Source organism: Sphingomonas sp. PvP055, assembly GCF_040546365.1.
Lineage (GTDB): Bacteria > Pseudomonadota > Alphaproteobacteria > Sphingomonadales > Sphingomonadaceae > Sphingomonas > Sphingomonas echinoides_A.
Genome location: NZ_JBEPNS010000001.1, coordinates 198,641 through 223,225, shown reverse-complemented (window position 1 = coordinate 223,225; position 24,585 = coordinate 198,641). Strand labels below are relative to the sequence as shown.

Here is a 24,585-nt window from a genome sequence, read left to right as displayed (position 1 = left end):
CCGGAGCGCCTAGGCGGTCAGCGCAGATCGGTCGCCACGAAATCGGCACACCGTTCCCCGATCATGATCGATGGCGCGTTGGTGTTGCCCGAGACGAGCTTGGGCATGACCGACGCATCCGCGACATACAGCCCCTCCACGCCACGCACCCGCAGCTGAGGGTCGCACACCGCGGCGTCGTCCGACCCCATTCGCGCGGTCCCGACCGGGTGATAGACCGTATCCGCGCGCGACCGGATCAGATCTTCCAGCGCCGCTTCGTCGGACAGATCGACCGGGTGCCGATCGCGGCCCTGATGATCGCTGAGCGGTGGCTGTTCCAGAATTCGGTACATCGCGCGGACGCCCGCCTTCATCACCGCCATGTCGCGCGGGTCGGTGAGGAAGGCCGGGTCGATCAGCGGCGCCTCTCGCGCGTCGGTCGAGCCGAGCCGTACCGTCCCGTGGCTTTCTGGGCGGAGCACGCAGACATGGCAGGAATAACCGTGCCCCGGCACCTTGGTCCGGCCATGATCCTCCAGCGCGGCGACGACGAAATGGAGCTGGACGTCGGGGGCAGGGGCATCCGGCATCACTTTCAGGAAGGCGCCGGCCTCGGCGAACGGCGTCGTCATCAACCCCTGCCGCTTGCGCAGCCACTGGATCATGCCGCCCGCCAGCGCCATCGTGCCCTTCATCGAACTGCCGACGAATTGCGTTCCCGAAGTCTCGAACGACGCCACATAGTCGATGTGGTCCTGCAGATTGGACCCGACCGCAGGCCGATCGACCCGCACCGCGATCCCGTGGTCGCGCAGATGCGCCGCCGGGCCGATCCCCGACAATTGCAGCAATTGTGCGGTCCCGAACACGCCACCCGCCAGGATCACCGCGCGCCGCGCGCGGATCTGGCGTGCCTGACCGTCCTGCAGATAGGCGACCCCGCTCGCGCGCCCGCCGTCGAACAGGACGCGCTCGACGGTGACGCCGATCAGCACCGACAGATTATGCCGCGTTGGCCGGTCACCGAGATAGGCGCGCGCCGAGGTCCAGCGTTCGCCGTTGCGCTGTGTCACCTGATACAGCCCGATCCCTTCCTGCCGCGCGCCGTTGAAATCGTCGTTGTGCGGGATCTGCAGGCTTTCGCCCGCCGCGACGAAATCACGGCTGCCGGGATTGGCGTGATGCTGCTCGCTCACCCACAGCGGCCCGTCGCCGCCGTGAAAGGCATCATCGCCGCGTTCGTTATGCTCGCTGCGGCGGAACCACGGGAGCACGTCGTCATACGACCAGCCGGTGCAGCCCAGCGCGGCCCAATTGTCGTAATCCCATTTGTTGCCGCGAATATAGATCATCGCGTTGATCGCGCTCGACCCGCCCAGCCCCTTGCCGCGCGGCTGGTGCCCGCGCCGGCCGTTGAGCCCGGCTTGCGGGACGGTTTCATAATTCCAGTTGGTCTTGGGGGTCTGGAACGCGAGCATTGCGGGGATCCGCGTGCGCAACCCGGTGTTGCGCCCCCCGGCCTCGAGCACCGCGACCGAGAATTTGCCGCCTTCGCTCAGCCGGCCCGCCGCAGCGGCACCGCCAGATCCTCCCCCGATGACGACGATGTCGACTTCTTCCACGGCCTATCCTCTCGCGCTCCTCGGCCGTGGCTATGCTGCCAGCGTGCCTTGAGTGCGGAACTTGGCACGAACCCCGGTCGCCCGCCAGTGGCCCGGTGGCGCGGTCTCAGTGAAAGGTCAGCGTGGCTTCGAGCGCGCGGACTTCGTCCGCGGTCACGCCGAACAGCAGCACGCCACCGAACATCCGCTCGCCGGTCTCGACCCGCACGCCCTCGACGTCCTGGCTAAGCGCGACCGGCGGGAGCAACCGCCGGGCGGCGACTTTCGTACCCTGCCGCTTGAGCATCGCGACCGCACCGCTGCCCGCGACCAGCGCGGCATTGCCGTCGGTGCCGACCACCGCGCCATGCGCGACGAACCCTGCGAGCAAATTCTCTGCCATCTCGCGCGCTTGCGCTGCGTTGCCAATCCGGCTTTCCGCCAGCCGCAGCCAGCGCGCCACCAGCGCAAGACCGATCAGACCGGCGAGGCCATAACCGATCACGTCCCAACTCAGCGGCATTGGCGCGCGCCGGTCTGCGTCACTGCGGGGTCGACACCGCGTCGAGCAACGGGCGCAGACCGGTGAGGTCGTAGCCAGCCGCCGCCGCCTTCGCCATGGCAGTGTCGGGGTGCGCCCCCGCCTTGACTGCGGCGAGTGCCCACAGGTTGCAGGAGCGCGTGCCAGAGCGGCAATAAGCGAGCACCGGCCCCTTCGCCTTGTCCAGCACCGCCGCCATCGCATCGATCTGCGGGTGTGAGAAACCGGCCTGCGTCACCGGGATCGCGGTATAGGTCATGCCCGCGGCAGCGGCGGCGGCGGCGATTTCGTCGCCGCTCGGCTGGCCGAAATCCTCGCCGTCGGGACGATTGTTGACGATATCGGTAAAGCCCGCCGCAGCGAGTTCGGCGATGGAATCGGGGGCGATCTGCGGGGCGACGGCAATGCTGCCGTCGATGGTGCGAAGCGTGGTCATGGGCGCCCTTATACCGTGCGACTGCGGAGGTGAAAGCCTTGGTACTCTCTCCCACGGCAATCACCGAAAATATTGATTTAAATCAATATCGGTTGCGGAGCGGGTCAATCGCAGCCATGGCCACCCGCCACGGACACACTGGGGAATATCATGAAGAAACTACTGCAAGTTCTGGTCGTCATTGCAGTTGCGATCGTCGTGATGTTCGGCAGTCGCTGGTACATGTACGTCGCTTATGCGGGCTCGCCGTATGACGAAGTCGGCATTGCGCTGAATGGTTACGCCCCGGCACCGCTGCGTCACTGGGGCTGCGCCAAGCTGCACGCGCGTTTCCCGGGCCAGCTGCCGCCGCTCGGCTGCGGCGGCGCGGACGGCCGAAGCTGGATCTGAGCCACGACGTCGGAACGCGCGCTCGCGTTGATCCGTTAGAGCGGCGTTGCGGCAGCGCAGCATTGCCTCGATCAGCGGAGATTTTGTGATCGGCGACCTAGGATTGTCGCATTTGTGGGAGCAGCGGCTCATCGCTGCGCTGACCTTCGCGGTCGCGGTTGCGATCGCGCTGCTGTCCTACCGCGTCGCGATGCTTGCGCTCCGCCGGTTTACCGAGCGGACGCCGACCCGTGCCGACAACGTCGTGGTCGCGCGCATCGCCGCGCCGTTGCGCTGGATCTTCGTGGCGATCGCGCTCAGCATGGCGGGGCGTGCGATCGATCTGCCCGCGCATCAGGCGGCGCTGGGACAGCAGATCGCCGGGTTCGTCATTCCCGCGCTAGTCGGCTGGATGGTGATCGCGACGATCCGGGCGGTCAACGACATCGTCGATCTGCGCTACGACGTCAGCGTCGCGGACAATCTCAAGGCGCGGCGCAAGCGCACGCGCTACGCGATCCTGACGCGGATCGCGATCATCTGCGTCGTCTTCATCACGCTGTGCATGATGTTGCTGAGCATCCCGGCGATCCGCGCGGTCGGCGTGACGCTGATGGCGTCGGCGGGGCTTGCCGGTCTGGCGGTCGGTGCGGCGGCGCAGCCTGCGCTCAAGAACCTGATCGCGGGGTTCCAGCTTGCGTTCACCGAACCGATCCGGCTCGACGACGTCGTCATCATCGAGGGCGAATGGGGGCGGATCGAGGAAATCCGGCTGACCTATGTCGTGGTGCGGATCTGGGATGAGCGGCGGCTGGTCGTGCCGGTGAGCAAATTCCTCGAGGACAGTTTCCAGAACTGGACGCGGTCGAACGCGCAATTGCTGGGATCGGTGTTCCTCTATGTCGATCCCTCCGCCGACATCGCGCGGCTGCGCGAACGCGCCGGGCTGATCGTCCAGGACAATCCGCGCTGGGACAAGCGCTTCTGGAACCTCCAGGTGACCGACACGACGGTCGACGCGCTGCAACTGCGCGTGCTGGCGACCGCGCAGGACGCGTCGATCGCGTTCGACCTGCGCTGCGACATTCGCGAAGGACTGATGCGCTACATCGCAACCGAAATGCCCGAGGCGATCGTCCGGCGGCGCGTCCAGGCGGACGGGTTCGGGCACACCGCCGTGACCGACAGCCAGCCGTAGCTTTCGCGCGACGTAATTTTCGCGTACAGACGGGATCGAGCGGTGATCGGAATTTGATCCGCTCGCCCCCCTTCACCACGCTTGCCCATGCCCCCCGGCATCGGCCATTGGACCTGCATGACATTTCAAGTCGACATGGGGCTCGACACGGGCGGGCGGCCGGTGCCGATCGATCTCGAGGAATTGCTGGCGACGCGACTGCTGGTCCAGGGCAATTCCGGCTCGGGAAAGTCGCATCTGCTGCGCCGGCTGCTCGAACGCAGCGCGGGGCAAGTCCAGCAGATCATCATCGATCCCGAGGGCGATTTCGTCACGCTCGCCGACGTCTACGGGCATATCGCGATTTCGGCGGCGGACTATTCGGTCGGCGAGATCGCGCGCTTCGGCACGCGCATCCGCGAACATCGCTCGTCGGTGGTGCTCGATCTCGAGGGGCTCGAGATGGAAGGGCAGATGCGCTGCGCCGCCGCCTTCCTCTCCGCGCTGTTCGATGCGCCGCGCGAGCACTGGTTCCCCGCGCTCGTCGTGGTCGACGAGGCGCAGGTGTTCGCGCCGTCGATGGGCGCGGAAGTCAGCGAGGAAGTCCGCCGCGCGTCGCTCGGCGCGATGACCAACCTGATGTGCCGCGGGCGCAAGCGCGGTCTCGCCGGGATCATCGCGACTCAGCGGCTGGCGAAGCTCGCCAAGAACGTCGCGGCGGAAGCCTCCAACTTCCTGATGGGGCGCACCTTCCTCGACATCGACATGGCGCGCGCGGCCGATCTGCTGGGGATGGAGCGGCGCCAGACCGAACAGATCCGCGATTTGCCCCGCGGTACCTTCCTCGCGCTCGGGCCAGCGGTCAGCCGCCGTCCGGTGTCGATCAAGGTCGGCTCGGTCGAGACCGGGTCGCGCGGTGGCGGGCCCGTTCTGACGCCGCTCCCCGATGCACCGACCGGCGAGATGAAACAGCAATTGTTGCTCGGACTCGAGGAACCGATGCCGATGCCAGCGCCCCCGCCGCGCCCCGCGCCCGCCGCGAAGGTGATCGACCGGATCGAAGCGGACTCGACGCCCGATCCCGTCCCCGAGGTGCCGCGCCACACCGAGGAGGAACTCGCCGGAGTCGTCCGCGACGTGCTCTCCGCGATCGTCGAGGACCCGGATTCGACCGCGCGGCCCGCGGCGATCCTGTACCAGGATTTCCAGGTCCGCTGCCGGATGGTCGGGGTCTCGCCCGCGCCGCTCGACCCGTCGGGCTTCGCGCGGCGGCTCGCTGCGGCCCGCGCCGGCATTCTCGACGGGCTCGACGGCGACTGGGCGGAAGCGATCGCGACCGCGCACGAACTGCCCGACGAGATGCTCGGCGCCTTCCTGCTCGTGGCCAAGGCCGCGCGCGAAGGGTTGCCGTGCCCGAGCGATGCCGAGATCGCGCAGACCTATGGCACCAGCTCGCTGGGGCGTGCGCGGCGCGTGCTCACCTATATCGAGGGGCGCAATCTGTTCGTCACGCGGATCGATCTCGCGGGCAAGCGATCGGTGACGATTCCGACGCTCGGCTGGACGACCCAGCCTGCCGATGCGGGATGAAATCGTCGTCATGCAGCATGTCGGGCCTTTGAATCGCCCCGATTATCGTGCAGCGCGCGGGGACGCGCTCTGGGCACCGACTTGATGGCATCCTCGACTTATCGTTCTTCCAATGATCGCGGACGCGCGCGCGGGATCATCCTCGCGCTGGTCGTCGAGGGACTGGTTGCGTTGCTGTTGCTGCAGCTCGGGACGGGCGTGTTCACGCCGCCCAAGCCGCAGCGCGAGCTCAAGACGTTCGAGGTCCCGCCGGATGCGCCATCGCTGACCCCCAAGCCGACCCAGCCGACGCGCAAGCCGACCAAGGAACGCACCGCCACCACCACGACCTCGCCAGCGCCACCCCCGCCGGTCGCGCCGCCGCCTGTGGTGACGCCGGTGCGGCCCAAGTTCATCGAACTCAGCCGCGACGAATTCGCCGCCTCCGACATCGGCAAGATCCCGTCGCATCAGGGCGAAGGCGATTCGGAAGGCAAGGGCAAGGACAGCGTCGCGGCCTATGGTCCGGGTGAGGGGCCGGGCGGTGCGACGCTCTACAATGCGGAATGGTATCGCGAACCGACCCATGCCGAACTCGCAACCTATCTGCCCGCCGGGGTGCAGACCGGCTGGGGGCTGATCGCGTGCAAGACGATCGAGGATTACCATGTCGAGAATTGCCGCTCGCTGGGGGAATCCCCGCCGGGATCGGGCCTGTCGCGCGCGTTGCGCCTGGCGTCGTGGCAGTTCCGCGTGCGCCCGCCGCGGATCGGGGGGAAGCCGATGATCGGTGCGTGGGTCAAAATCCGCTTCGATCTGACGGTCGGGGTGAAGGACAACTGAGGACCTGCGGTGCTGCACCGGAGAGGGGTGAGGGGCGCGTTATCTCGGTCGCTCGGGCACGGCGTTAGTTTTTCGGCTTCTTTCGCTTGACCGGCGCCCGCGCCCCCGCGGCGACGCCAAGCATCGTCCATTCGCGCAACGCATCCGCATCCTCATACACGTCATCCGGCGCGCGGCGGTAATTCATCGAGCCCGTCCGCCCTTCGCCCATTTCGTAGGTGAAGCGTACGCAACCGGCGGCATCCCAGGCCGCATCGCTTTCCGCATCCGCCTTGAACCACAACAGGTCATCCCCGACGATCGCGAAGATCGTACCGTCGAGATAGAGCGTCGCGCCGCCCATCATCGCGCGCTTGGTCATGTTCCCCACCGGCGCGAGCGTTTCCTCGACCCATGCGAGCAATCCCGGATCGACCGCCATCAGGCCCCACCGACCATCAGCTCTTGTCCGCCAGCTTGGCCAATGCATCGCCGGTGACGCGGTACACGGTCCATTCCTCCATCGGCAGCGCGCCGACCGAGCGGTAGAAGGCGATCGCCTTCTCGTTCCAGTCGAGCACCGACCATTCGAACCGCGTGCAGCCACGCTCGACCGCCAGCGCCGCGAGATGCTGGAGCAGCGCCTTGCCGACTCCGCTGCCGCGCGCTTCCGGCGTGACGTAGAGATCCTCGAGATACAGCCCGCGCCACCCGGTCCAGGTCGAGAAATTGTGGAAGAACAGCGCCATTCCCACCGGCTTCCCGTCGAGCGACGCGATCGCCGCCTCCGCCGCCGGATGCGCCCCGAACAGTGCGTCGTGAAGCAACGGCTCGGTCGCGACGACCTTGTCCGATGCGCGCTCGAACTCAGCGAGTTCGCGGACGAAATGCAGGATCAGCGCGACATCGTCGGCGGTGGCGGGGCGGATTTTGATCATGCGGCGGCCTCGGTCTGGGGGGCAGGTGCGGCGGTGCCGCGAATGGCGAAGATGCAGCCCGCGATGATGAGGGCCGCGCCTGCTAGCGTGTAGAGCGAGACGCGTTCGTCGAACACCCACCAGCCGAACAGCCCCGCCCAGACGAACGCGGTATATTCGACCGGGGCGAGCACTTGCGCCTCAGCATGGCTGTACGCCCACGCCAGCGCGATCGCCGAGATCGACCCGAGCACTGCCGCGCCGCCGATCGCGGGGAGTTGCGCCACGCTCGGCACCGCGGCGAACCACCACGCGCCGACGAGCAACAGTCCGGTGAGCACGATGCTGGTGAACAAGGCGACCTCGAGCGGATCGGCGACCTGCGCCTGTTGCCGCAGCAGGATCAGCGAATAGGCGTAGAAGATCGACGCCGCGAAGATCGCGAGCGAGCCGAGCACATGCGCCGTCGAGGCATGCGCCTGCACTTCTCCCGCCGCGATCGCGAGCACGCCGAGGCTCGCGATGACCGAGCCGAGGATCGCCGCGCGCCGAATCGTCTCGCCGAGCAGCACGGCGGCGAAGAACAACGCGATCAGCGGCGCGAGGAAGGTCAGCGCAACCCCCTGCGCCATCGGCACGCGCACCAGCCCCCAGAAGAACAGCAGCACCGAAATCCCCCCGGTCGCCCCACGCAGCGCATGAAGTTTCAACGCCGCCCGCCCGGGGAAGCGCCGCCGCTTGAGCAGGAACACCGTGCCGAGCAGCATGACCCCGACGAACGAGCGCCACAGCACCGCGCTATACGCGCCGCTGGTGATGCTGAGCCCCTTCATCAGGACGTCCATCGCCGAATAAGTGGCGATCCCCATCGCGGCGACGGAGAAGGCAAGTCTTGCACTGGGAACGGTCACCGGATCAGCCGTATGTCTAGGTCCAGACCGAGGTTCAGCCATTTGCCGTCGCAGGTGAAGATTGGTCGGCGCGTCGCAATGCCAAGCGCCAGACAGGCACGATCCGCAAAGGACGTTCCCGTACGATCCACCCGTGGATGCAACGCGGCAGCGATACGGGCGTCCGCCGACGCGAATGGCACGGTCACGATACCCAGTTTCGCCAATTGCTGTTCCACATCGGAACCCGCGATGTCGCGCCGCGCGCTCTTGTGCAGGACTTCGTCGAGATTGACGGCAGATAGCAGTGCGCCATCGCTGTGCGCGATCACGAGATCAGCGCCAGGTTCCTCGAAGACAACAGCCAGGATCGACGACGCATCCAGAACAGGGGTCACCGCTGACCCGCCAGCCATTCGTCCATTTTCTGCTGTTCCAGCCTCGCCTGTTCCTGTCGCTCGGCAAGCAGTTCATCGACGATGCTGCCCGCCCCCTCCGCCGCCGGGCCGCGCAAGGACCGGAACCTCGATTGCACTTCCTGCACGACCTGGGCGCGGGTCTTGAGGACGATGTGCCCCGCTTCGTCCCGATCCACGGCCAGCGAATCGCCGGGTTCAATTCCCAATTCACGCCGAAGTTCGGCGGGAATGACGAGCTTGCCGCCCGCAATGACTTTGGCATGGTAGGTCATGGTGGATCCTCCAGGACCCACCAGATACCACAGGACCTATTCCGCCGCCACGGGCACCGGCACCGCCGCCGCCAGCGCCGCGTCATGCGCCTCGATCGCCGCAGCCTTGTCCTCGACCAGCTTGACGATGTGCTCGAGCATGTCCTCGCTGTTGACCGTGTGATCGGTCACGCCCGACAGATACACCATGTGCTTGCCGTTCCCACCACCGGTCAGCCCGATATCGGTCTCGCGCGCTTCGCCCGGACCGTTGACGACGCAGCCGAGCACCGACAGCGACATCGGCGTGCGAATATGCTGAAGCCGCTCTTCCAAAGCCTGCACGGTGCGGATCACGTCGAACCCCTGCCGCGCGCACGACGGACACGACACCACGCGCACGCCGCGGTTGCGGATGCCGAGCGCCTTAAGGATCTCGAACCCGACGCGGACTTCGTCCTCGGGCTCGGCCGAGAGCGAGACGCGGATCGTGTCGCCGATCCCGGCCCACAGCAGCGAGCCGATCCCGATCGACGACTTGACCGTCCCGCCGACGAACCCGCCCGCCTCGGTGATGCCGAGATGGAGCGGGCAATCGACCTGCTCGGCCAACTGGTGATAGGCGGCGACCGCGAGGAAGAAGTCGGACGCCTTCACCGCGACCTTGAATTCGTGGAAATCATGGTCCTGCAGGATCTTGATGTGATCCATCGCGGATTCGACCAAAGCATCCGGGCACGGCTCGCCGTATTTTTCGAGCAAATGCTTCTCGAGGCTGCCGCCGTTGACGCCGATGCGGATCGCGCAGCCGTTCGACTTGGCGGCATCGATCACTTCGCGGACGCGCGACGCCGAGCCGATGTTGCCCGGGTTGATCCGCAAACAGGCGGCCCCCGCATCCGCGGCTTCCAACGCGCGCTTATAATGGAAGTGGATGTCGGCGATGATCGGCACGCGGCTCGCGCGGACGATCTGCTTGAGTGCGGCGGTGCTCTCGACGTCGGGGCAGGAGACGCGGATCAGATCGACGCCGGCATCCTCGCAGCGGCGGATCTGGTCGATCGTCGCGCGCGGGTCGCTGGTCGGGGTGTTGGTCATCGTCTGCACGGTGACCGGCGCGTCGCCGCCGACGGGGACATTGCCGACCATGATCTGGCGGGACTGACGACGCATGATATCGCGCCACGGACGTAGGGACATGGGGGAAAGTTTCCTTCGCTGTGCGGCCGATATAGCGGCTCAATCGCGCGACGGGAACCTTTTGCCGCGCGAAAGCGGCGGCGCCGTCCCGGTCGCGCTGGCCAAAGCGCGATCATCGGCTAAGGGAAGCCCGATGGAACGGCATTATGGACTGGACTGGCTGCGAATCGGCGCGTTCGGTCTGCTCATCTTCTACCATATCGGCATGGTGTTCGTCCCCTGGGGCTATCACGCCAAGACCGCGCACCCGATTCCCTGGGTCGCGGTGCCGATGCTCGCGCTCAACAGCTGGCGGTTGCTGCTGTTGTTCGTCGTGTCGGGCTATGCCAGCCGCGCATTGCTCGCGCGCGGGCACGGCGCGGCGCGGTTCGCGCGCAATCGGACGTGGCGGCTGCTGGTGCCGTTGCTGTTCGGCGTGCTCGTCATCGTTCCCGTCCAGCCGTGGATCGAGCTGACCACGCAGCGCGGCTACACCCACGATTTCGGCCATTTCCTGCTCCACGATTATTTCCGGTTCGCAAAGGTCCACGGCCTGCCGTTGCCCAATTGGCAGCATCTGTGGTTCGTCGGCTATCTCTGGCTCTACACGATGCTGCTCGTGCTCGGCGTGATGCTGGTCGGGCGGCGCAGCCTCCAGCGCGCGTTCGACCGGGTGTTCGGCACCGTGCTGGTGTGGCTCCTGCCGATGGCGTGGCTGGTGATCGTCAGCGTATGGCTGTTCCCCGGCAAGGGCCCGACCAACGACCTGATCCGCGATGGCGTGTCGCACGTGCAATATCTGCCCGGCTTCCTGTTCGGCTTCGCGCTCGCCGGATCGCCGCGCGCGCTTGCGGCGATCCATCGTTACTGGCCCGTGGCGCTGGTCGTTGCGCTCGTCAGCTATGCGGTTTCGGCGGGGATCGAATGGCGCTGGCCGGGACTCGCACATCCCACGGCCCCCTTCGGCACGGTGTTCGCGGTGGCGCGCCCAGTGCATGGCTGGAGCTCGATCATCGCGCTGATCGGGATCGCCGACCGCTTCCTCAATTTCGACCTGCGCTGGCGGCGGACGCTGACCGAGGCGGTGTTCCCCTTCTACATGATCCACCAGACGATCATCGTGGGAGTCGAGGGCGCGTTGCTCCCGTTCCGGCTGCCCCCGATCGCCGAATTCGCGCTGCTCGTCGTCGCGACGATCGGCGGGTGCTGGCTCTTTTATCTGATCGGGCGACGGATCGGCTGGCTTCGCCCGCTGATCGGGCTGCGCCCGCTCCCCCGCAAGGAACACATGACATGAGCTGGACCCTGATGCTCCACGGCGGTGCCGGGCAAATGACCCGCGACACGCTCACCCCGGCTCAGGTCGAGGGCGCGGAGGCCGCACTGGGCCGCGCGCTCGATGCGGGCGCGGCGGTGCTTTCGGCGGAGGGCAGCGCACTCGACGCGGTCGAGGCGGCGGTGCGCGTGCTGGAGGACGATCCGCACTTCAATTCGGGGCGCGGTGCCGCGCTGACGCACGACGGGATTGCCGAACTCGATGCCGCGATCATGGACGGGCGCGACCGCAACGCCGGGTCGGTCGCGGGCGTCACCGCGACGCGCAATCCCGTGTCGCTTGCCCGCGCGGTGATGGCGCACAGCCCGCACGTGCTGCTCAGCGGCGCAGGCGCGGATACGTTCGCGCGCGAACAGGGCTGCGAGGCGGCGACGCAGGACTGGCTCGTCCTCCCCGAACGCCGCGCGCAATTGGCGGAGATGTTGGCGGGCGGCGGCAAGTTCGACGTCGACATGAAATACGGCACGGTCGGCGCGGTCGCGTGCGATTCGCACGGCCATGTCGCCGCCGCCACCTCGACCGGGGGCGTGACCGGCAAGCGCTGGGGCCGGATCGGCGATTCACCGCTGATCGGCGCGGGCACCTATGCCGACGATCGCGCGGGCGCAATATCGTGCACCGGCTCGGGCGAGTTCTTTATCCGCGTCGGCGTCGCGCACGAAATCTGCGCCCGCGCGCGGATCGGCGGGGAGCCGGTGGCCGACGCGGCAAAGGTGGTGCTCGACGAGGTGCACGCGATGGGGGGCACCGGCGGGGTGATCGTCGCCGCACCCGACGGCACCGCGGCGTGGCATTTCACCACCCCCGGCATGTACCGCGCGCGGCTTTCGTCGGAGGGTGGTCGCGAGATCGGGGTGTTCGGCCAAGCCTGACGTGCTCCTGCGCAGGCAGGAGACCAGGGTTACAAGGGCTGTGGTCGTAACCCTGTATCCCCGCCTGCGCGGGGAAACGGGAAGAAGCTTAGCAGCAACCTCTCAGCATTCCCGCTTTCGCCAACCCCATCAGACGCCTAAAGCGCGGCTCATGACCCGTCTCCGTCGCGTTCGCCCAGCGCTTATCGCTGCCGCCACCCTGTTTGCCGCGGCCAGCGCCACGCCTGCCGCAGCCTATTGGGAATATGGCCATCAGACCGTCGCGCGGATCGCCGAGGCCAATATCCGCCCCAAGACCCGCGCCGCGATCCACCGGCTACTCGCGCAGCAGGCGCTGCTCGACACGCCGACGTGCAAGGCGGGGACGATGGCGGACGCAAGCGTCTGGGCGGATTGCGTCAAGCCGATCAAGGGCGCGGACGGCAAGCCGCGCTTCGGTTACGCCTACACCTGGCACTTTCAGGACGTGAACATCTGCCGCCCGTTCTCGCTGACCGAGGCGTGCAAGGACGGCAATTGCGTCTCGGCGCAGATCACGCGTGACGTCGCGACGCTCAAGAATCGTCGTGCATCGCAGAAGGACAAGCTTGAGGCGCTGGTCTTCCTGATCCACTTCGTCGGCGATCTCCACCAGCCGCTCCATGCGGGCGAGAAGGACGACAAGGGCGGCAACGACGTCAAGGCGTCGTACGACAGCTACGCTCCGCCGCGGCTCAACCTGCATTCGATCTGGGACGGCTTGCTCGCCGAGCGGGCGATCACCTCGGGGCCGTCGCTGGTGCGTCGCTACGCGCCCGCCGTCCGCGCAAAGGTTGCGGCGGGCGACGTGACCGACTGGAGCCGCGAAAGCTGGCAGGTCGCGCATGACGTCACCTATGCGAGCGTCATGGCCGATCCGTGCGCACCGACGCCCGACCACGTGACGCTCGACGAAGCGACGATCGCCAAGCTGGTGCCGGTCGCGCGGCTCGAAGTCGAGCGCGGCGGGTTGCGACTGGCGAAGCTGCTGGATGCGGCGCTGGGGTAAGGGCGCGCGAGGCGCACCTTACCCGCGCCCGCCCCAACGCCATCTCCAGCCGCCGCGCGTCTTGCGGATCGCGATCAGCGTGAACAGCAGTATCAGCGCGACCAGCACCCCGGTCTGTGCAACCCGGTTCGGCAGCTTCGTCACCGCGAGCATCGAGAGTGCCACGAAACCGATCGTCAGCGCCCAGCCCTGCCACGTCACCGGCGTCGCACCGATCCCGAACGCATGCGGCACGAACCAATAGCCGTCCTGCGACTCAGGCATCACCCGGCTCCTTCGGTGGCCGCCCCCGCCGCGGCGGGTTGGGCGCGTCGAGCTTGACCCCGCGCCGCGCCAGCGCCTCGCGCAGCAGGCATTCGACCTGCGCGTTGACGCTCCGCAGCTCGCCCGCAGCGAGCCGTTCGACCGCCGCGTGAAGGGCGGGGTCGATCCGCAGCGCAAACGCCTTCTTCGCGGGGGGATCCGCCATCCGTTCGCGCCTATTGGTAGAGCGAGCCGGCGTTGACGACCGGCTGCGTATCGCGCTCGCCGCACAGCACGACCATCAGGTTCGAGACCATCGCCGCGCGGCGTTCGTCGTCAAGCTCGACCACGCCCTTCGCCGACAACAGGTCGAGCGCCATTTCGACCATCCCGACCGCGCCCTCGACCAAGGTCGCGCGCGCCGCGACCACCGCCTGCGCCTGTTGCCGCCGCAGCATCGCGCCCGCGATTTCCGGCGCATAGGCAAGGTGCGTGAAGCCGCATTCGTCGACCGTGATCCCCGCCGTCACCAGTCGCGCGATCAGCTCGGCGCGGAGTTCCTGGCCAACCTGCTCGTGGTTGCCGCGCAGCGTCACTTCCTGATGCTCGTAATCGTCATAGGGGTAGCGCGCGCCGATCGTCCGCACCGCCGCCTCGATCTGGACGATCACGAACGCCTTGTAATCGTCGATGTCGAACAGCGCCTGCGCGGTATCGGTGACGCGCCACACGACTTGCGCGGCGATCTCGATCGGGTTGCCGCGCAAGTCGTTGACCTTCAGCCGCTCCGAAATCATGTTGTTCGCGCGCAGCGACACCTGCTTGCGCCACAGCCAGGGCAGCACCCAGCGTAAGCCCGTGACGCGATCAGTGCCCTTGTACGCCCCGAACAGCGTGATTGCGGTCGCCTGATTGGGTTGCTGCATATAGAAACCGCCCGCGACGAAGGCGGTGACGAGCGCGCCGACCGCGACGAGCACGCCGCCGAAATCGGAGGTCTCGATCTGCGTGATGCCGAACACCGCGAGCAGCAGCGCCGCGACGATCACCAGCAGCATCACATAGCCGTTTGACGTCTGCGCCGCGCGTTCGTGCGACAGGGTGAGTGCGGTGTTGCGTTCGAGCGACTCGACCATCGGTACCTCCCGTTTATTATGATATCATATTTATATCATTGCGGGGCGGGACGCAATTGGGTGGTGGGCCGCCGATTGAATCAAACACGGCGGCTGGGGAGCGCGACGGACCAAAAAAGGGGCGGCGTCCCCACGGACACCGCCCCCGTCAAACCGAACCGCAAGAAGGATCAGTTCAGAACGATCGTCACCGCACGACGGTTCTGCGCGAGGCTCTGCTCGTCCGACCCCAGCGCGATCGGACGCTCCTTGCCGTAGCTGATCGTCGAGATCCGCCCCGCCGCGACACCACGCGCCGCGAGATAGTTCTTCGCGGAATTGGCCCGACGGTCGCCGAGCGCGAGGTTGTACTCGCGCGTGCCGCGCTCGTCGCAATGGCCTTCGAGGCTGACCGTCACGTTGGGATATTTCGCCAGCCAGGCCGCCTGGCTATCGAGGATCGCGCGCGCGGAACCATCGATGTCATAGCTGTCGAGTGCGAAGTTGACGGTGTTGCTCGTGACCGAACGTTCGAAATCGGCGCGCGAACCGGGAACGATCGCGCCGGTGTTGCCGGCATTCGGGTCGACCGGCGCGGTACCGCTCGGCGCGGGCGGAATGACCGCGGGGCGCTTCTTGCTGCAGGCGGCGGTTGCGAGCAGCGCGGTCGCAATCAGGATCGAAGTCGTTACTTTAGCCATCGGGTTTCTCCTTGGGGATTCGGAAACGAACATCCGGTTACACGACATCACTACACGATCGACCGGTGCATTCATGGAAATCGATACTAAGGGCGTAACGGTCCCCAGGCCGGATCGGATCCATCGAGGACGGTCGGAACCCGTCGCACGTTGACTCCGGTCAGATCGACCGACCACAGATCGGCCTTGCCGCTACCACCACCGGTCGAGCGGAAGAACATCAGCACGCGGCCGTTGGGCGACCAGCTCGGACCCTCGTCCTGCGATCCGTCGGTCAGCAGCTTTTCGTTGCCGCCAGCGGGGCTCATCACCCCGATCCGGAACGATCCGCCGATCTTGGTATAAGCGATCAGGTCGCCGCGCGGGCTCCACACCGGGGTCGCATAGCGCCCGCTGCCGAAGCTGATCCGCTGCTGCTGTGATCCGTCCGCATTCATCACGTACAATTGTTGCGTGCCCGAGCGGTCGCTTTCGAACGCGATGCGACTGCCGTCGGGGGAGTAGGTGCCGCCGGTGTCGATCGCGGTCGACTGAGTCAGCCGCTGCGGCGTGCCACCAGCAAGCGGCACGCGATAGATGTCGGTATTCCCCGCCCGCGCCATCGAGAACAGCACCCAGCGGCTGTCGGGCGAAACACGCGGCGCGAACGTCAGGTCGTTGTTGGCGACCAGCAGCTTCTGCCGCCCCGACGCCAGATCATAGACATAGATCGCAGGCCGATCGTTGAGATAGCTCATGTACACGATCGAGCGCTGGTCGGGCGACAGCCGCGGGGTCAGCGCGATCGCCTGGCCGTTGGTCAGGAAGCGGTGGTTCTCGCCGTCCTGATCCATGATCGCCAACCGCTTGATACGGCGACCCTTGGGGCCGGTTTCGGAGACGTAGACGACACGGCTGTCGAAATAGGGGCCTTCGCCGGTCAGCTTGGAATAGACCATGTCGGCGCACTTGTGCCCCGCGCGGCGCCAGTCGCTCGGCGGGACGACGAAGCCCTGCCGCGCGATCTCGTTGCGGGAGGTGACGTCGTAGAGATAGCAGCCGACCGTCAGCGTCCCGTCCCCGGTCGCGCGGACATAGCCCTGCACCAATGCGGAGGCGCCGGCGCCGGTCCAATACTCGAACGTCGGCGCGGTGACTTCGGGCACGGTCACGGGCTTCAGTCCGGCTTCCAGCGGCTTGAACAGACCCGAATTGCGCAAATCGGTCGTGATGATCTTCGACAGTTGCGCGCCGAGCACGTCGGTGCGGCCCGCGGGCGTGTCGACCGCTTCGCTGGTGGGCATGGTCGGCACCGCGATCCCAAGCGGCGCGGCGATCCCGCCGACGACGTCGACGACCAGTTCGCCGCCCTGTTGGCCATTGGGTGCGCCGCCGGGGGCAGGGGCCTGCAACCCGCCTTGCGGCGCGGGCTGCGGCACCGACGGGGGCGGGGCGGCAGTTTGCGCGGTCGCGGCGCCGGCCAACAGCGCGGCCCCGGACACGGTCAACAGGGTCTTGAGCATCGTCTTGGGAAGCATCGGCAGTTCCTCAGCCCGGAAGTTTGTAGCGCAGGATAAACGTCTTCCACCCGCGCGGCACGTCATAAAGCTCTGGCGGCAGACCGCGCAGCGGCGCGCACCCGGTGAAGGTCGCGATCGCGTTGCGGTCGACCACGTCGACATAGCGGCGATTCTCGTCGTCGACCCCGCCGTGATCCGGCGCAACCGTCGGTCGCCCGGCGAGCGACCCGTCGCGGTTGAGCTGGAGCCGGATCGTCACGATGATCCGCGAGGCGCCAGGCCCTGGGTTGGGCTGGCGATCCGCGCATGGCTGGACCTGCCGCCGGATCGCGGAGCCGATGTCGGCGGCGGCCTGCGCGTTCATGGTCGCGCCGGGGGCGGCGTCGGACGCCTTGGCCTTGCTCGCGCTTTGCGTCAGGCCCTTGCGGAAATCGTCGTCGAGCAGCGATCCGGTCGCGCGTGCCTTGCTCGACTTGGCGTTCGCGCCATTGCCCTTGGCCGCCGCGCTCTTTGCCGCTGCTGCCTTCGCCGCCGATGCTGCAGCTGCGGCTTTCGCCGCGTTGGCGTCCGCGATGGCCTTGGCCGCGGCAGCCGCCTTCGCCTGCGCAGCCTTGGCTTGCGCGGCCTTCTCCTGCGCCGCTTTGGCGAGGTCGGCCTTGCTCGGCTTGGCTTCGGCCTTCGGTTCGGGCCTGGGTTTGGGTTGCGGCTTTGGCACCGGAACGGGTTTCGGGACCGGCTTGGGCTCGGGCTTGGGCTGGGGGACCGGCTTCGGCTGCGGTTTGGGTTGGGGCTTCGGTTCCGCCTTGGGCTCCGCCTTGGGTTGCGGCTTTGGCACTGGGACCGGCACCGGCTCGGGTTCAGGCGCGGCCGCTGCTTCCTCGGCTGGCGGCGCAGCGTCCTCGGGCGGGCCGGCGTCGGGCGCGGCGGATTGCGCCGGCGGTTCGGCGGCGGACGGCGCGGTCTGCTCGAGCGCGACATTGTCGACCAGCGACACATCGATCGGCTTGTTCACAGGCGGCGGCAGCTTGGTCGCGCTCCAGCTCAGCGACAGGATCGCGAACAGCACGACATGGCCGAACGCGGCCACGCCCAGCGCGATCCCCTCGCTGCGGCTCATCCGCCCGTCCATCTCAGTTGCCGTCCTGGCTGACCGTCACCAGCGCCACGCGGTTGAGCCCGGCGCGGTTGAGTTCGCCCATCACGCGCATCACCTTGCCGTAATCGAGCTTGGTGTCCGCGCGCAGAAACACCTGCGGCGGCTTGGCGGGGTCGGCCTTGGCGGCAAGCTGCGACAGGATGTCGGGAAGCATCGCATCACCGACCAGGTCCTTGGCGACGAACACCTGGCCTTGGTTGTCGATCGAGATCTCGATCGGCTTCTGGTCCTGGTCGAGCGCCTTGGCGCGGCTGTCCGGCAAGTTCACCGGGACGCCCGCGGTCAGCAGCGGGGCGGTGACCATGAAGATGATCAGCAGCACCAGCATCACGTCGACCATCGGCGTGACGTTGATGTCCGCCATCGGCGCGCGTCGGCCGCGCCCGCGCTGGCTTGGGAGGTTCATCGCCATGGTTCAGCGCCGCCCGTCGCTCTCGAGCTGCCGGCTGAGCGTCGCGTGGAAGCCGTCGGCAAAACGGTTGAGCCGTGCCTCGACCCGGTTGATGCCGTGGCTGAAGCGATTGTACGCGATCACCGCAGGGATCGCGGCGAACAGGCCGATCGCGGTCGCGAACAGCGCCTCGGCGATCCCCGGCGCGACGACCGCGAGCGAGGTGTTCTGCGCCTGTGCGATCCCGGTGAAGCTGCGCATGATCCCCCACACCGTCCCGAACAACCCGACGAACGGCGCGACCGAACCGATCGTCGCGAGGACGTTGAGCCGGTCGGACAGGATGTCGATCTCGTTCGCGACCGAAGCCCCCATCGCGGTCGCGAGCCGTTCGCGCGTCGCGGCACGATCGATCTGCCCGCCGACGGTCGAGCGCCGCCATTCCGCCACGCCGGCGACGAACACCCGCGCGATCGGCAGCTTGTTGTCGACATGCTGCTTGTAGAAAGCGTCGATGTCCTCGGCCTTCCAGAACTCTTTCTCGAACGCGTCGATCTTGCGGCGGGTACCGCCGAGCTTGACCACGAACCCGATGATGATCGCCCAGGTCCACACGCTCGCAAGCAACAGGCCGATCATGATCGCCTTCACGACAACGTCGGCCTGGAGGAACAGCGCGATCGGCGACATGCTCGCGGCGTCGGTATTCAGCATCATCTCGTTCACGACGTCATTTCCCCTGATCGCTTCGCATTTCGCCCATCACTTGCCGAAACGCGGTCACCCATGCGGCCGGCTGGCGGAGCGGGCGTCCGCCGGGCGATACCAGTGCCGCGGTGACATCGGCTTCGGTGAGTATCTGGGCACCCAACATGACCCGTTGATGAATATCAACCGAGGCCGCGCGAATTTGTTGTAATTGTGTGATAATAATAAGCGCGTCGTCGAGCCGGGCCGGCGCGCGATAGCGGATCGCGAGCGCCGTGACCGCATAGGCACCTCCGCCCGCCTCCTGATGCGCGCGCTGGTCGATCCCGGCGCGGACCAGCATGTCGGAGCGCGCGCGCTCCATGTAGCGCAGATAATTGGCGTGATAGACGATCCCCGAAAGGTCGGTATCCTCGAAATAGACCCGCACCGGGAAGCGGTGTTCCCCGTCGACGATCCGCCCGCGCGCGGGCTGGTCGAGCGCATCGACGGACCCGCGCGAAGCGGAAGGGGCGGGATCGGGCTGCGGCATGCGCGCTCGCTGTAGCGGCAAGCCGTCGCGACGAAAACCCCGCACCGCCCCGGCAATGCCGCTGGACGAGCGCGCGGCACCGCGTAAACAGGCGAGATGACGACATCCGCGCTGCGCATCCGGGGGCTCGCCAAGAGCTTCGACACGCCCGTCATCGCGGGGCTCGACCTCGATATCGCTGCCGGGGAACTCTACGCGCTGCTCGGCCCCAATGGCGCGGGGAAGACGACGACGCTGCGGATGGTTGCCGGGCTCGCGCAGCAAGACGCCGGGTCGATCGAGATCTTCGGGATCGACACGCAGCGCGATCCGCTCGGCGCCAAGGCGATCACCGCGTGGTTGCCCGACGAGGCGATGCTGTACGACAAGCTTACCCCATTGGAATATCTCGCGTTCGTCGCGGGGCTGTGGCGGATGGACCCGCATGCCGCCGCCGACGAAGCCGACCGACTGCTCCACTGGCTCGAGCTGTGGGACCAGCGCGACACGCGGTGCGAGGGGTTCTCGCGCGGAATGAAGCAGAAGGTCGCACTGGCGGGCGCGCTGATCCACGATCCCCGGCTGCTGATCCTCGATGAACCGCTGACCGGGCTCGACGCGGCGATGGCGCGGCTGGTGAAAGATGCACTTCGCGCGCAAGTCGATGCGGGGAAGACCGTGATCGTCACCACCCATATCCTGGAGGTCGCCGAGCGGATGGCGGACCGGATCGGGATCATCGCGGGTGGGCGATTGCTCGCGGAAGGTACGTTGCAGGATTTGCGCGACCGCACGGGGACGGCGGGGATGACGCTGGAGGACACGTTCATCCGCCTGACCAGCGCGCCGGTCACGGCATGACCCTGACCCCGGCGGGCAGCTTCGCCTGGCTCGCGCGTCACGAACTGCGGCTTGCGTTCCGCGCACGACCGACGCGTGGCGCGACCCGCTGGATCGGCTATCTGCTCGTCGTCGGATGGCTGGCGATCGGCTGCGGCGCGGGCTGGATGCTCCGCGATACGCCGATCCCGATCCCGCCGGACGCGCGGATCGGGGTGCTCGCGGTGTGCGCGCTGATGCTGACCTTCATGACCGCGCAGGCAATGATCGGGAGCCAACGCACGCTGTACGAAAGCGGCGACCTCGCGCTGTTACTGTCCGCGCCGGTCCAGGGGCGGAGCGTGTTGCGCGCCAAGCTGCTCGGCATCGCCGCGACGATCGCGCTGACCTATGCCGTGCTGCTGTTGCCGATCGTCCTCCCGGTCGCGATCCTTGGGCATCCACGGCTGTTCGGGCTGGTTGCGCTGCTGATCGCGCTCGCGCTGGTCGCCGCGTCGCTCGGGCTCGCGCTGACGCTGCTGATCGCGACGCTTGTCGGCCCGCGCGCGGCGCGCACCGTTGGGCAAGTCGTCGCGGCGGTGATGGGGGGCGGGCTGTTCCTCGTCACGCAATTGCTCCCGCGCGACGAAGGCCGCACCGGCACGTTCGGCGCGCTGTTCGCCCGGCTGCGCGACGCCGGGATCGGTACTTCGGGCGCAAGCGGCGTGCCCGGCCAGGCCGCGTTCGGCGATCCTGTCGCTGTCATGATCGTGCTGGGCTTCGGGATCGCTGCGTTCGCGGCGGCGGGTGCGACGCTCGAACGCGCGTTCCTGTCTGGCTATCTCGACGGCACCGCACGCCATTCGCGCCGCCGCCCGACCGGGCGCGCGAGCGCACGGCTGTTCCGTTCGGGCCTGACGCGCACGGTGTTCGCCAAGGAGTGGACGTTGCTGGTGCGCGACCCGGCGCTCGCCTTCCAGATCGTGCTCCGAATGATCTATCTGGCGCCGCTGTGCCTCGGGCTGTTCGGCGGGCGGCATGCGCTGCCGATTCCCGCCGGGCTCGCCTTCGCAAGTGTGCTCATCACCAGCCAGCTCGTCGGCAGCTTCGCGTGGCTGACCGTTTCGGCGGAGGATGCGCCCGACTTGCTCAGCGTCGCGCCGGTCGCCCGCGCGCAGGTCGACCGCGCCAAGCTGCTCGCCGCCTTCGCGATCGCCGCGCCGTTCGCCTTGCTGTTGCCGATCGTCATCGCGCGCGAGACGTTGCTGGGGGCGGTCATCACGCTGGGGATGACGCTGCTCGGCGGCGGGGCTGCGGGCTATGTCGAGCTCAAACTCGGCAAGCCGGCCAAACGCGGCGCGTTCAACAAGCGCCGCGCCGGGTCGGTGGTTGCAGGACTCCTGTCGATCCTGGTCGCGCTCGTGTTCGGCGGCGGTGCGGCGGGGCTGGTGTTCTGGGTCAGCGGGGGGATGGCCGGGGCGGGGTGAACGCGAGCATGGCCGCATTGCCGCTTCCGGATCATCCCCACGCGCCATGCCCACGCGCGACCTCGGGGTGGGGGAGGGCCTTGTCGCTCCGCATGGACCGGCCTAGACAGGGGACGCTCTTGGGAGATTTCGAAATGATCCAGCGTCCCCGCTAAAGCGGAACGGCATTCGCCCGCGGACCCGTCCGCGCGCCCTGGACTCCTATTTCGAGCATGTCATGCACCGACTGAACAACAAGACCTGCGTCGTCACCGGCGCCGCGCGCGGCATCGGCCGGGCAATCGCACATCGCTTTCATGAGGAAGGCGCCATCGTCATCGTCACCGACAAGGACGCGGTAACGGGGGCCGCCGCCGCCGCCGAGATCGGCTGCCGGTTCGAACGGCTCGACGTTTGCGAGGAAGCGGACTGGCTGCACCTCGCCGACATCGTCCCGGTCGCCGACGTGGTCGTCAACAACGCGGGCGTGACCGGGTTCGAGGCGGGCATGGTGCCGCACGATCCCGAACATGCCAGCCTGGCGGACTGGCGAGCGGTCCACCGAGTCAATCTCGACGGGACCTTCCTCGGCTGTCGCTATGCGATCGGGGCGATGAAACGGGCAGGGACCGGCTCGATCATCAACATCTCGTCCCGCTCGGGGATGGTCGGCATCCCCGGTGCGGCAGCCTATGCCGCATCCAAGGCCGCCATCCGCAACCACAGCAAGACGGTCGCGCTCTATTGTGCGCAGCAGGGGTGGCGGATCCGGTGCAACTCGGTGCATCCGGCTGCGATCCTGACCCCGATGTGGGAGCCGATGCTCGGAACCGGTCCCGATCGGGAGGCCCGGATGCAAGCGCTGGTGGCAGAAACGCCATTGCAGCGGTTCGGCACGCCGGACGAGGTCGCCGCGGTCGTCCTGATGCTGGCATCGGACGAAGCGACCTATGTCACCGGGACCGAACTCCACATCGATGGCGGCCTGCTCGCTGGCGCCGCCGCGTCGCCTGGGTGACGCGGCGGCGGCGGCGCGCGCTTATGCCGCGCGCTGCGCCAGTGCCGCTGCCGCTTCGTCCATCAGGCTCGCAAGGATCTCGGCGACGGGTTCTTCCTTCGTCACCATCCCGACCGACTGGCCCGCCATCACGCTGCCATGCTCGACGTCGCCGTCGATCACCGCGCGGCGCAAGGCGCCCGCCCAGTAATGCTCGATCTGCAACTGCGCCTCGAGCATCGCGACCTTGCCCTCGTCGAGCGACAAGGCGACTTCGCGCTGCTTGGCGGTGAACAGCTCGGCACCCGCATTCTTGAGCGCGCGCACCGGGATCACGGGGAGGCGCGAGTCGAGCTGGACGCTCGCCACCGCGTCGCGCGCTGAAGCGCGCAGGAACGCCTTCTTGAAATTGGCGTGCGCGATGCTCTCGGTCGCGCAGACGAAGCGCGTGCCGAGCTGGACGCCCGCCGCGCCCATGTCGAGATAGGCAGCGATCGCCTCGCCGCGCCCGATCCCGCCCGCGACGAACACCGGCACCTTGTCCGCGACTTCGGGGAGGATTTCCTGCGCGAGCACGCTGGTCGACACCGGGCCGATATGCCCGCCCGCTTCCATCCCCTCGACGACGAGCGCGTCGACGCCGCTGCGGATCAGCTTCTTGGCAAGGCTCAGCGCAGGCGCGAAGCAGATGAGTTTCGCGCCCGCCCCGGACGCCGGCCCCTTGATCTTGTCGATCGACCCCGTCGGCGGCAATCCACCCGCCAGCACGACATGCCCGACCTGGTGGCGCGAACAGATCTCGATCAGGTCGGTCAGCGCGGGGTGCATGGTGATCAGGTTCACCCCGAACGGCTTGTCGGTCAGCAATTTGGTCGCGGCAATCTCGCGGTCGAGCAGTTCCGGGGTCATCGCGCCGCATGCGATCAGCCCGAATCCGCCCGCGTTCGAGATCGCGGCGACGAGGTTGCGCTCGGACACCCACGACATCGCGCCGCACACGATCGCGACCTCGCTGCCGAGGAACGCCGCGCCACGCGCCATGCGGCGCTGAAGGCGCTCTGCGCCGATCGAGGATGTCTGGTTCATGGGGACTGGCCTAGCCTTGAGCGGGGGTTTCGGGCAAGTGCCCCGGCATGCGACAGGAAATTGGTGAACTCACCTTCGATACGCCCGCCCAGGGCCTGCACGACTGTACCCGCGCGGTAAACCGCTGGGTCGCGGCGACCGGAATCACGACCGGGCTGCTGACCGTGTTCGTGCGGCATACGTCCGCCTCGCTGCTGATCCAGGAGAACGCCGCCCCCGCCGCGCGGCGCGACGTGGAACGCTATTTCGCGCGGATCGCGCCGGAGGATGCTGGGTACGAGCATGACGACGAAGGATCGGACGACATGCCCGCGCACCTCCGCGCCGCGCTGACCGCGACCACGCTGTCGATCCCGGTCGCAAACGGCGAGCCCGTGCTCGGCACCTGGCAGGGCATTTATCTGTTCGAACATCGCCGCACACCCCATCGCCGATTGCTCGCGGTTCATCTGATCGGGGACTGACCCCCGCCCCGTCGCGGGGAACTCTCCGCCTTGCCGAGGCG

The 24,585-nt window shown here is 67.6% G+C and carries 30 protein-coding genes; 11 read left to right on the top strand and 19 right to left on the bottom strand.

Annotated elements, in window-relative coordinates; translation table 11 throughout:
• Positions 1-17: 17 nt before the first annotated feature.
• The 3 genes from ABIC16_RS01080 to ABIC16_RS01070 all read right to left on the bottom strand — a co-directional run bounded on the left by ABIC16_RS01080 (position 18) and on the right by ABIC16_RS01070 (position 2,560).
• Positions 18-1,604 (bottom strand): GMC family oxidoreductase, encoded by a 1,587-nt coding sequence (locus ABIC16_RS01080; RefSeq protein ID WP_354289729.1) that lies wholly within the window; start codon positions 1,602-1,604, stop codon positions 18-20.
• A gap of 106 nt (positions 1,605-1,710) precedes the next feature.
• A complete protein-coding gene (locus ABIC16_RS01075) occupies positions 1,711-2,106 on the bottom strand; it encodes a hypothetical protein (protein WP_354289728.1) in 396 nt (131 codons plus the stop codon).
• 19 nt (positions 2,107-2,125) lie between these two features.
• A complete protein-coding gene (locus ABIC16_RS01070) occupies positions 2,126-2,560 on the bottom strand; it encodes a protein tyrosine phosphatase family protein (RefSeq protein ID WP_277971036.1) in 435 nt (144 codons plus the stop codon).
• Positions 2,561-2,710: 150 nt separating this feature from the next.
• On the opposite strand from ABIC16_RS01070, the gene ABIC16_RS01065 reads away from it, so the two are divergent.
• The 4 genes from ABIC16_RS01065 to ABIC16_RS01050 all read left to right on the top strand — a co-directional run bounded on the left by ABIC16_RS01065 (position 2,711) and on the right by ABIC16_RS01050 (position 6,518).
• On the top strand, positions 2,711-2,950 hold the full coding sequence (locus tag ABIC16_RS01065; protein WP_277971035.1) for a hypothetical protein: 240 nt from the start codon (positions 2,711-2,713) through the stop codon (positions 2,948-2,950).
• 88 nt (positions 2,951-3,038) lie between these two features.
• Positions 3,039-4,127, top strand: coding sequence for a mechanosensitive ion channel family protein (locus tag ABIC16_RS01060; RefSeq protein ID WP_354292230.1), 1,089 nt, complete (start codon positions 3,039-3,041; stop codon positions 4,125-4,127).
• A gap of 117 nt (positions 4,128-4,244) precedes the next feature.
• Complete coding sequence (locus tag ABIC16_RS01055; protein ID WP_354289727.1) at positions 4,245-5,696, top strand: ATP-binding protein; 1,452 nt, start codon at positions 4,245-4,247, stop codon at positions 5,694-5,696.
• Positions 5,697-5,780: 84 nt separating this feature from the next.
• Positions 5,781-6,518 carry a hypothetical protein gene (locus ABIC16_RS01050; RefSeq protein ID WP_277971032.1) on the top strand — a complete coding sequence of 246 codons (738 nt, stop codon included), beginning with the start codon at positions 5,781-5,783 and terminating at the stop codon, positions 6,516-6,518.
• Positions 6,519-6,582: 64 nt separating this feature from the next.
• Here ABIC16_RS01050 and ABIC16_RS01045 read toward each other — a convergent pair whose 3' ends face one another.
• From ABIC16_RS01045 to ispG, 6 genes are read right to left on the bottom strand one after another with little or no spacing between them, the layout of a single operon-like run.
• On the bottom strand, positions 6,583-6,939 hold the full coding sequence (locus tag ABIC16_RS01045) for a TfoX/Sxy family protein (RefSeq protein WP_354289726.1): 357 nt from the start codon (positions 6,937-6,939) through the stop codon (positions 6,583-6,585).
• Between the two features lie 16 nt (positions 6,940-6,955).
• Positions 6,956-7,435, bottom strand: coding sequence for a GNAT family N-acetyltransferase (locus ABIC16_RS01040; RefSeq protein WP_277971030.1), 480 nt, complete (start codon positions 7,433-7,435; stop codon positions 6,956-6,958).
• Complete coding sequence (locus ABIC16_RS01035) at positions 7,432-8,283, bottom strand: DMT family transporter (RefSeq protein WP_354292229.1); 852 nt, start codon at positions 8,281-8,283, stop codon at positions 7,432-7,434. The genes ABIC16_RS01040 and ABIC16_RS01035 overlap by 4 nt, the downstream gene beginning before the upstream one ends.
• A gap of 38 nt (positions 8,284-8,321) precedes the next feature.
• Positions 8,322-8,702 (bottom strand): type II toxin-antitoxin system VapC family toxin, encoded by a 381-nt coding sequence (locus ABIC16_RS01030; protein ID WP_354289725.1) that lies wholly within the window; start codon positions 8,700-8,702, stop codon positions 8,322-8,324.
• Positions 8,699-8,995, bottom strand: a complete 297-nt coding sequence (locus tag ABIC16_RS01025; protein ID WP_354289724.1) for an AbrB/MazE/SpoVT family DNA-binding domain-containing protein — start codon at positions 8,993-8,995, stop codon at positions 8,699-8,701. The genes ABIC16_RS01030 and ABIC16_RS01025 overlap by 4 nt, the downstream gene beginning before the upstream one ends.
• Positions 8,996-9,031: 36 nt before the next feature.
• Positions 9,032-10,174 carry a flavodoxin-dependent (E)-4-hydroxy-3-methylbut-2-enyl-diphosphate synthase gene (ispG, locus tag ABIC16_RS01020; protein ID WP_242137921.1) on the bottom strand — a complete coding sequence of 381 codons (1,143 nt, stop codon included), beginning with the start codon at positions 10,172-10,174 and terminating at the stop codon, positions 9,032-9,034.
• 133 nt (positions 10,175-10,307) lie between these two features.
• Here ispG and ABIC16_RS01015 point away from each other — a divergent pair, with 133 nt between their 5' ends.
• From ABIC16_RS01015 to ABIC16_RS01005, 3 genes are all read left to right on the top strand, one after another.
• The gene (locus ABIC16_RS01015) at positions 10,308-11,450 is read left to right on the top strand and encodes an acyltransferase family protein (RefSeq protein ID WP_354289723.1); all 1,143 of its coding nucleotides are present in this window, start codon (positions 10,308-10,310) and stop codon (positions 11,448-11,450) included.
• Positions 11,447-12,361: an isoaspartyl peptidase/L-asparaginase family protein gene (locus ABIC16_RS01010; RefSeq protein WP_354289722.1), complete on the top strand. Its 915-nt coding sequence runs from the start codon at positions 11,447-11,449 to the stop codon at positions 12,359-12,361. The genes ABIC16_RS01015 and ABIC16_RS01010 overlap by 4 nt, the downstream gene beginning before the upstream one ends.
• A gap of 151 nt (positions 12,362-12,512) precedes the next feature.
• The gene (locus ABIC16_RS01005) at positions 12,513-13,388 is read left to right on the top strand and encodes a S1/P1 nuclease (RefSeq protein ID WP_354289721.1); all 876 of its coding nucleotides are present in this window, start codon (positions 12,513-12,515) and stop codon (positions 13,386-13,388) included.
• Positions 13,389-13,406: 18 nt separating this feature from the next.
• On the opposite strand, the gene ABIC16_RS01000 is transcribed toward ABIC16_RS01005, so the two are convergent.
• From ABIC16_RS01000 to ABIC16_RS00960, 9 genes are all read right to left on the bottom strand, one after another.
• Positions 13,407-13,652 carry a hypothetical protein gene (locus ABIC16_RS01000; RefSeq protein WP_354289720.1) on the bottom strand — a complete coding sequence of 82 codons (246 nt, stop codon included), beginning with the start codon at positions 13,650-13,652 and terminating at the stop codon, positions 13,407-13,409.
• Positions 13,645-13,857, bottom strand: a complete 213-nt coding sequence (locus tag ABIC16_RS00995; protein WP_354289719.1) for a type II toxin-antitoxin system antitoxin — start codon at positions 13,855-13,857, stop codon at positions 13,645-13,647. The genes ABIC16_RS01000 and ABIC16_RS00995 overlap by 8 nt, the downstream gene beginning before the upstream one ends.
• Before the next feature lie 10 nt (positions 13,858-13,867).
• On the bottom strand, positions 13,868-14,767 hold the full coding sequence (locus ABIC16_RS00990) for an SPFH domain-containing protein (RefSeq protein ID WP_354289718.1): 900 nt from the start codon (positions 14,765-14,767) through the stop codon (positions 13,868-13,870).
• Positions 14,768-14,937: 170 nt separating this feature from the next.
• On the bottom strand, positions 14,938-15,447 hold the full coding sequence (gene pal, locus ABIC16_RS00985; RefSeq protein ID WP_277971020.1) for a peptidoglycan-associated lipoprotein Pal: 510 nt from the start codon (positions 15,445-15,447) through the stop codon (positions 14,938-14,940).
• Between the two features lie 86 nt (positions 15,448-15,533).
• On the bottom strand, positions 15,534-16,964 hold the full coding sequence (gene tolB / locus ABIC16_RS00980) for a Tol-Pal system beta propeller repeat protein TolB (protein ID WP_277971019.1): 1,431 nt from the start codon (positions 16,962-16,964) through the stop codon (positions 15,534-15,536).
• A 10-nt stretch (positions 16,965-16,974) separates the two neighbouring features.
• Positions 16,975-18,063, bottom strand: a complete 1,089-nt coding sequence (gene tolA, locus ABIC16_RS00975) for a cell envelope integrity protein TolA (RefSeq protein ID WP_354289717.1) — start codon at positions 18,061-18,063, stop codon at positions 16,975-16,977.
• A gap of 13 nt (positions 18,064-18,076) precedes the next feature.
• Positions 18,077-18,514 (bottom strand): protein TolR, encoded by a 438-nt coding sequence (tolR, locus tag ABIC16_RS00970; protein WP_242137931.1) that lies wholly within the window; start codon positions 18,512-18,514, stop codon positions 18,077-18,079.
• A 3-nt stretch (positions 18,515-18,517) separates the two neighbouring features.
• Positions 18,518-19,210 carry a protein TolQ gene (tolQ, locus tag ABIC16_RS00965; RefSeq protein ID WP_277971053.1) on the bottom strand — a complete coding sequence of 231 codons (693 nt, stop codon included), beginning with the start codon at positions 19,208-19,210 and terminating at the stop codon, positions 18,518-18,520.
• A gap of 13 nt (positions 19,211-19,223) precedes the next feature.
• Positions 19,224-19,733, bottom strand: a complete 510-nt coding sequence (locus tag ABIC16_RS00960; RefSeq protein WP_354289716.1) for a YbgC/FadM family acyl-CoA thioesterase — start codon at positions 19,731-19,733, stop codon at positions 19,224-19,226.
• A gap of 96 nt (positions 19,734-19,829) precedes the next feature.
• Here ABIC16_RS00960 and ABIC16_RS00955 point away from each other — a divergent pair, with 96 nt between their 5' ends.
• From ABIC16_RS00955 to ABIC16_RS00945, 3 genes are all read left to right on the top strand, one after another.
• Entirely contained in the window at positions 19,830-20,573 is a 744-nt protein-coding gene (locus ABIC16_RS00955; protein ID WP_354289715.1) for an ABC transporter ATP-binding protein, read from the top strand.
• Positions 20,570-22,018 carry a hypothetical protein gene (locus tag ABIC16_RS00950; protein ID WP_354289714.1) on the top strand — a complete coding sequence of 483 codons (1,449 nt, stop codon included), beginning with the start codon at positions 20,570-20,572 and terminating at the stop codon, positions 22,016-22,018. The genes ABIC16_RS00955 and ABIC16_RS00950 overlap by 4 nt, the downstream gene beginning before the upstream one ends.
• Before the next feature lie 217 nt (positions 22,019-22,235).
• Positions 22,236-23,015 carry an SDR family oxidoreductase gene (locus ABIC16_RS00945; protein WP_354289713.1) on the top strand — a complete coding sequence of 260 codons (780 nt, stop codon included), beginning with the start codon at positions 22,236-22,238 and terminating at the stop codon, positions 23,013-23,015.
• Positions 23,016-23,036: 21 nt separating this feature from the next.
• Here ABIC16_RS00945 and ABIC16_RS00940 read toward each other — a convergent pair whose 3' ends face one another.
• Positions 23,037-24,080, bottom strand: coding sequence for an NAD(P)H-dependent flavin oxidoreductase (locus ABIC16_RS00940; protein ID WP_277971305.1), 1,044 nt, complete (start codon positions 24,078-24,080; stop codon positions 23,037-23,039).
• A gap of 47 nt (positions 24,081-24,127) precedes the next feature.
• On the opposite strand from ABIC16_RS00940, the gene ABIC16_RS00935 reads away from it, so the two are divergent.
• A complete protein-coding gene (locus tag ABIC16_RS00935) occupies positions 24,128-24,544 on the top strand; it encodes a secondary thiamine-phosphate synthase enzyme YjbQ (RefSeq protein WP_277971306.1) in 417 nt (138 codons plus the stop codon).
• The last annotated feature ends 41 nt before the right edge of the window (positions 24,545-24,585 follow it).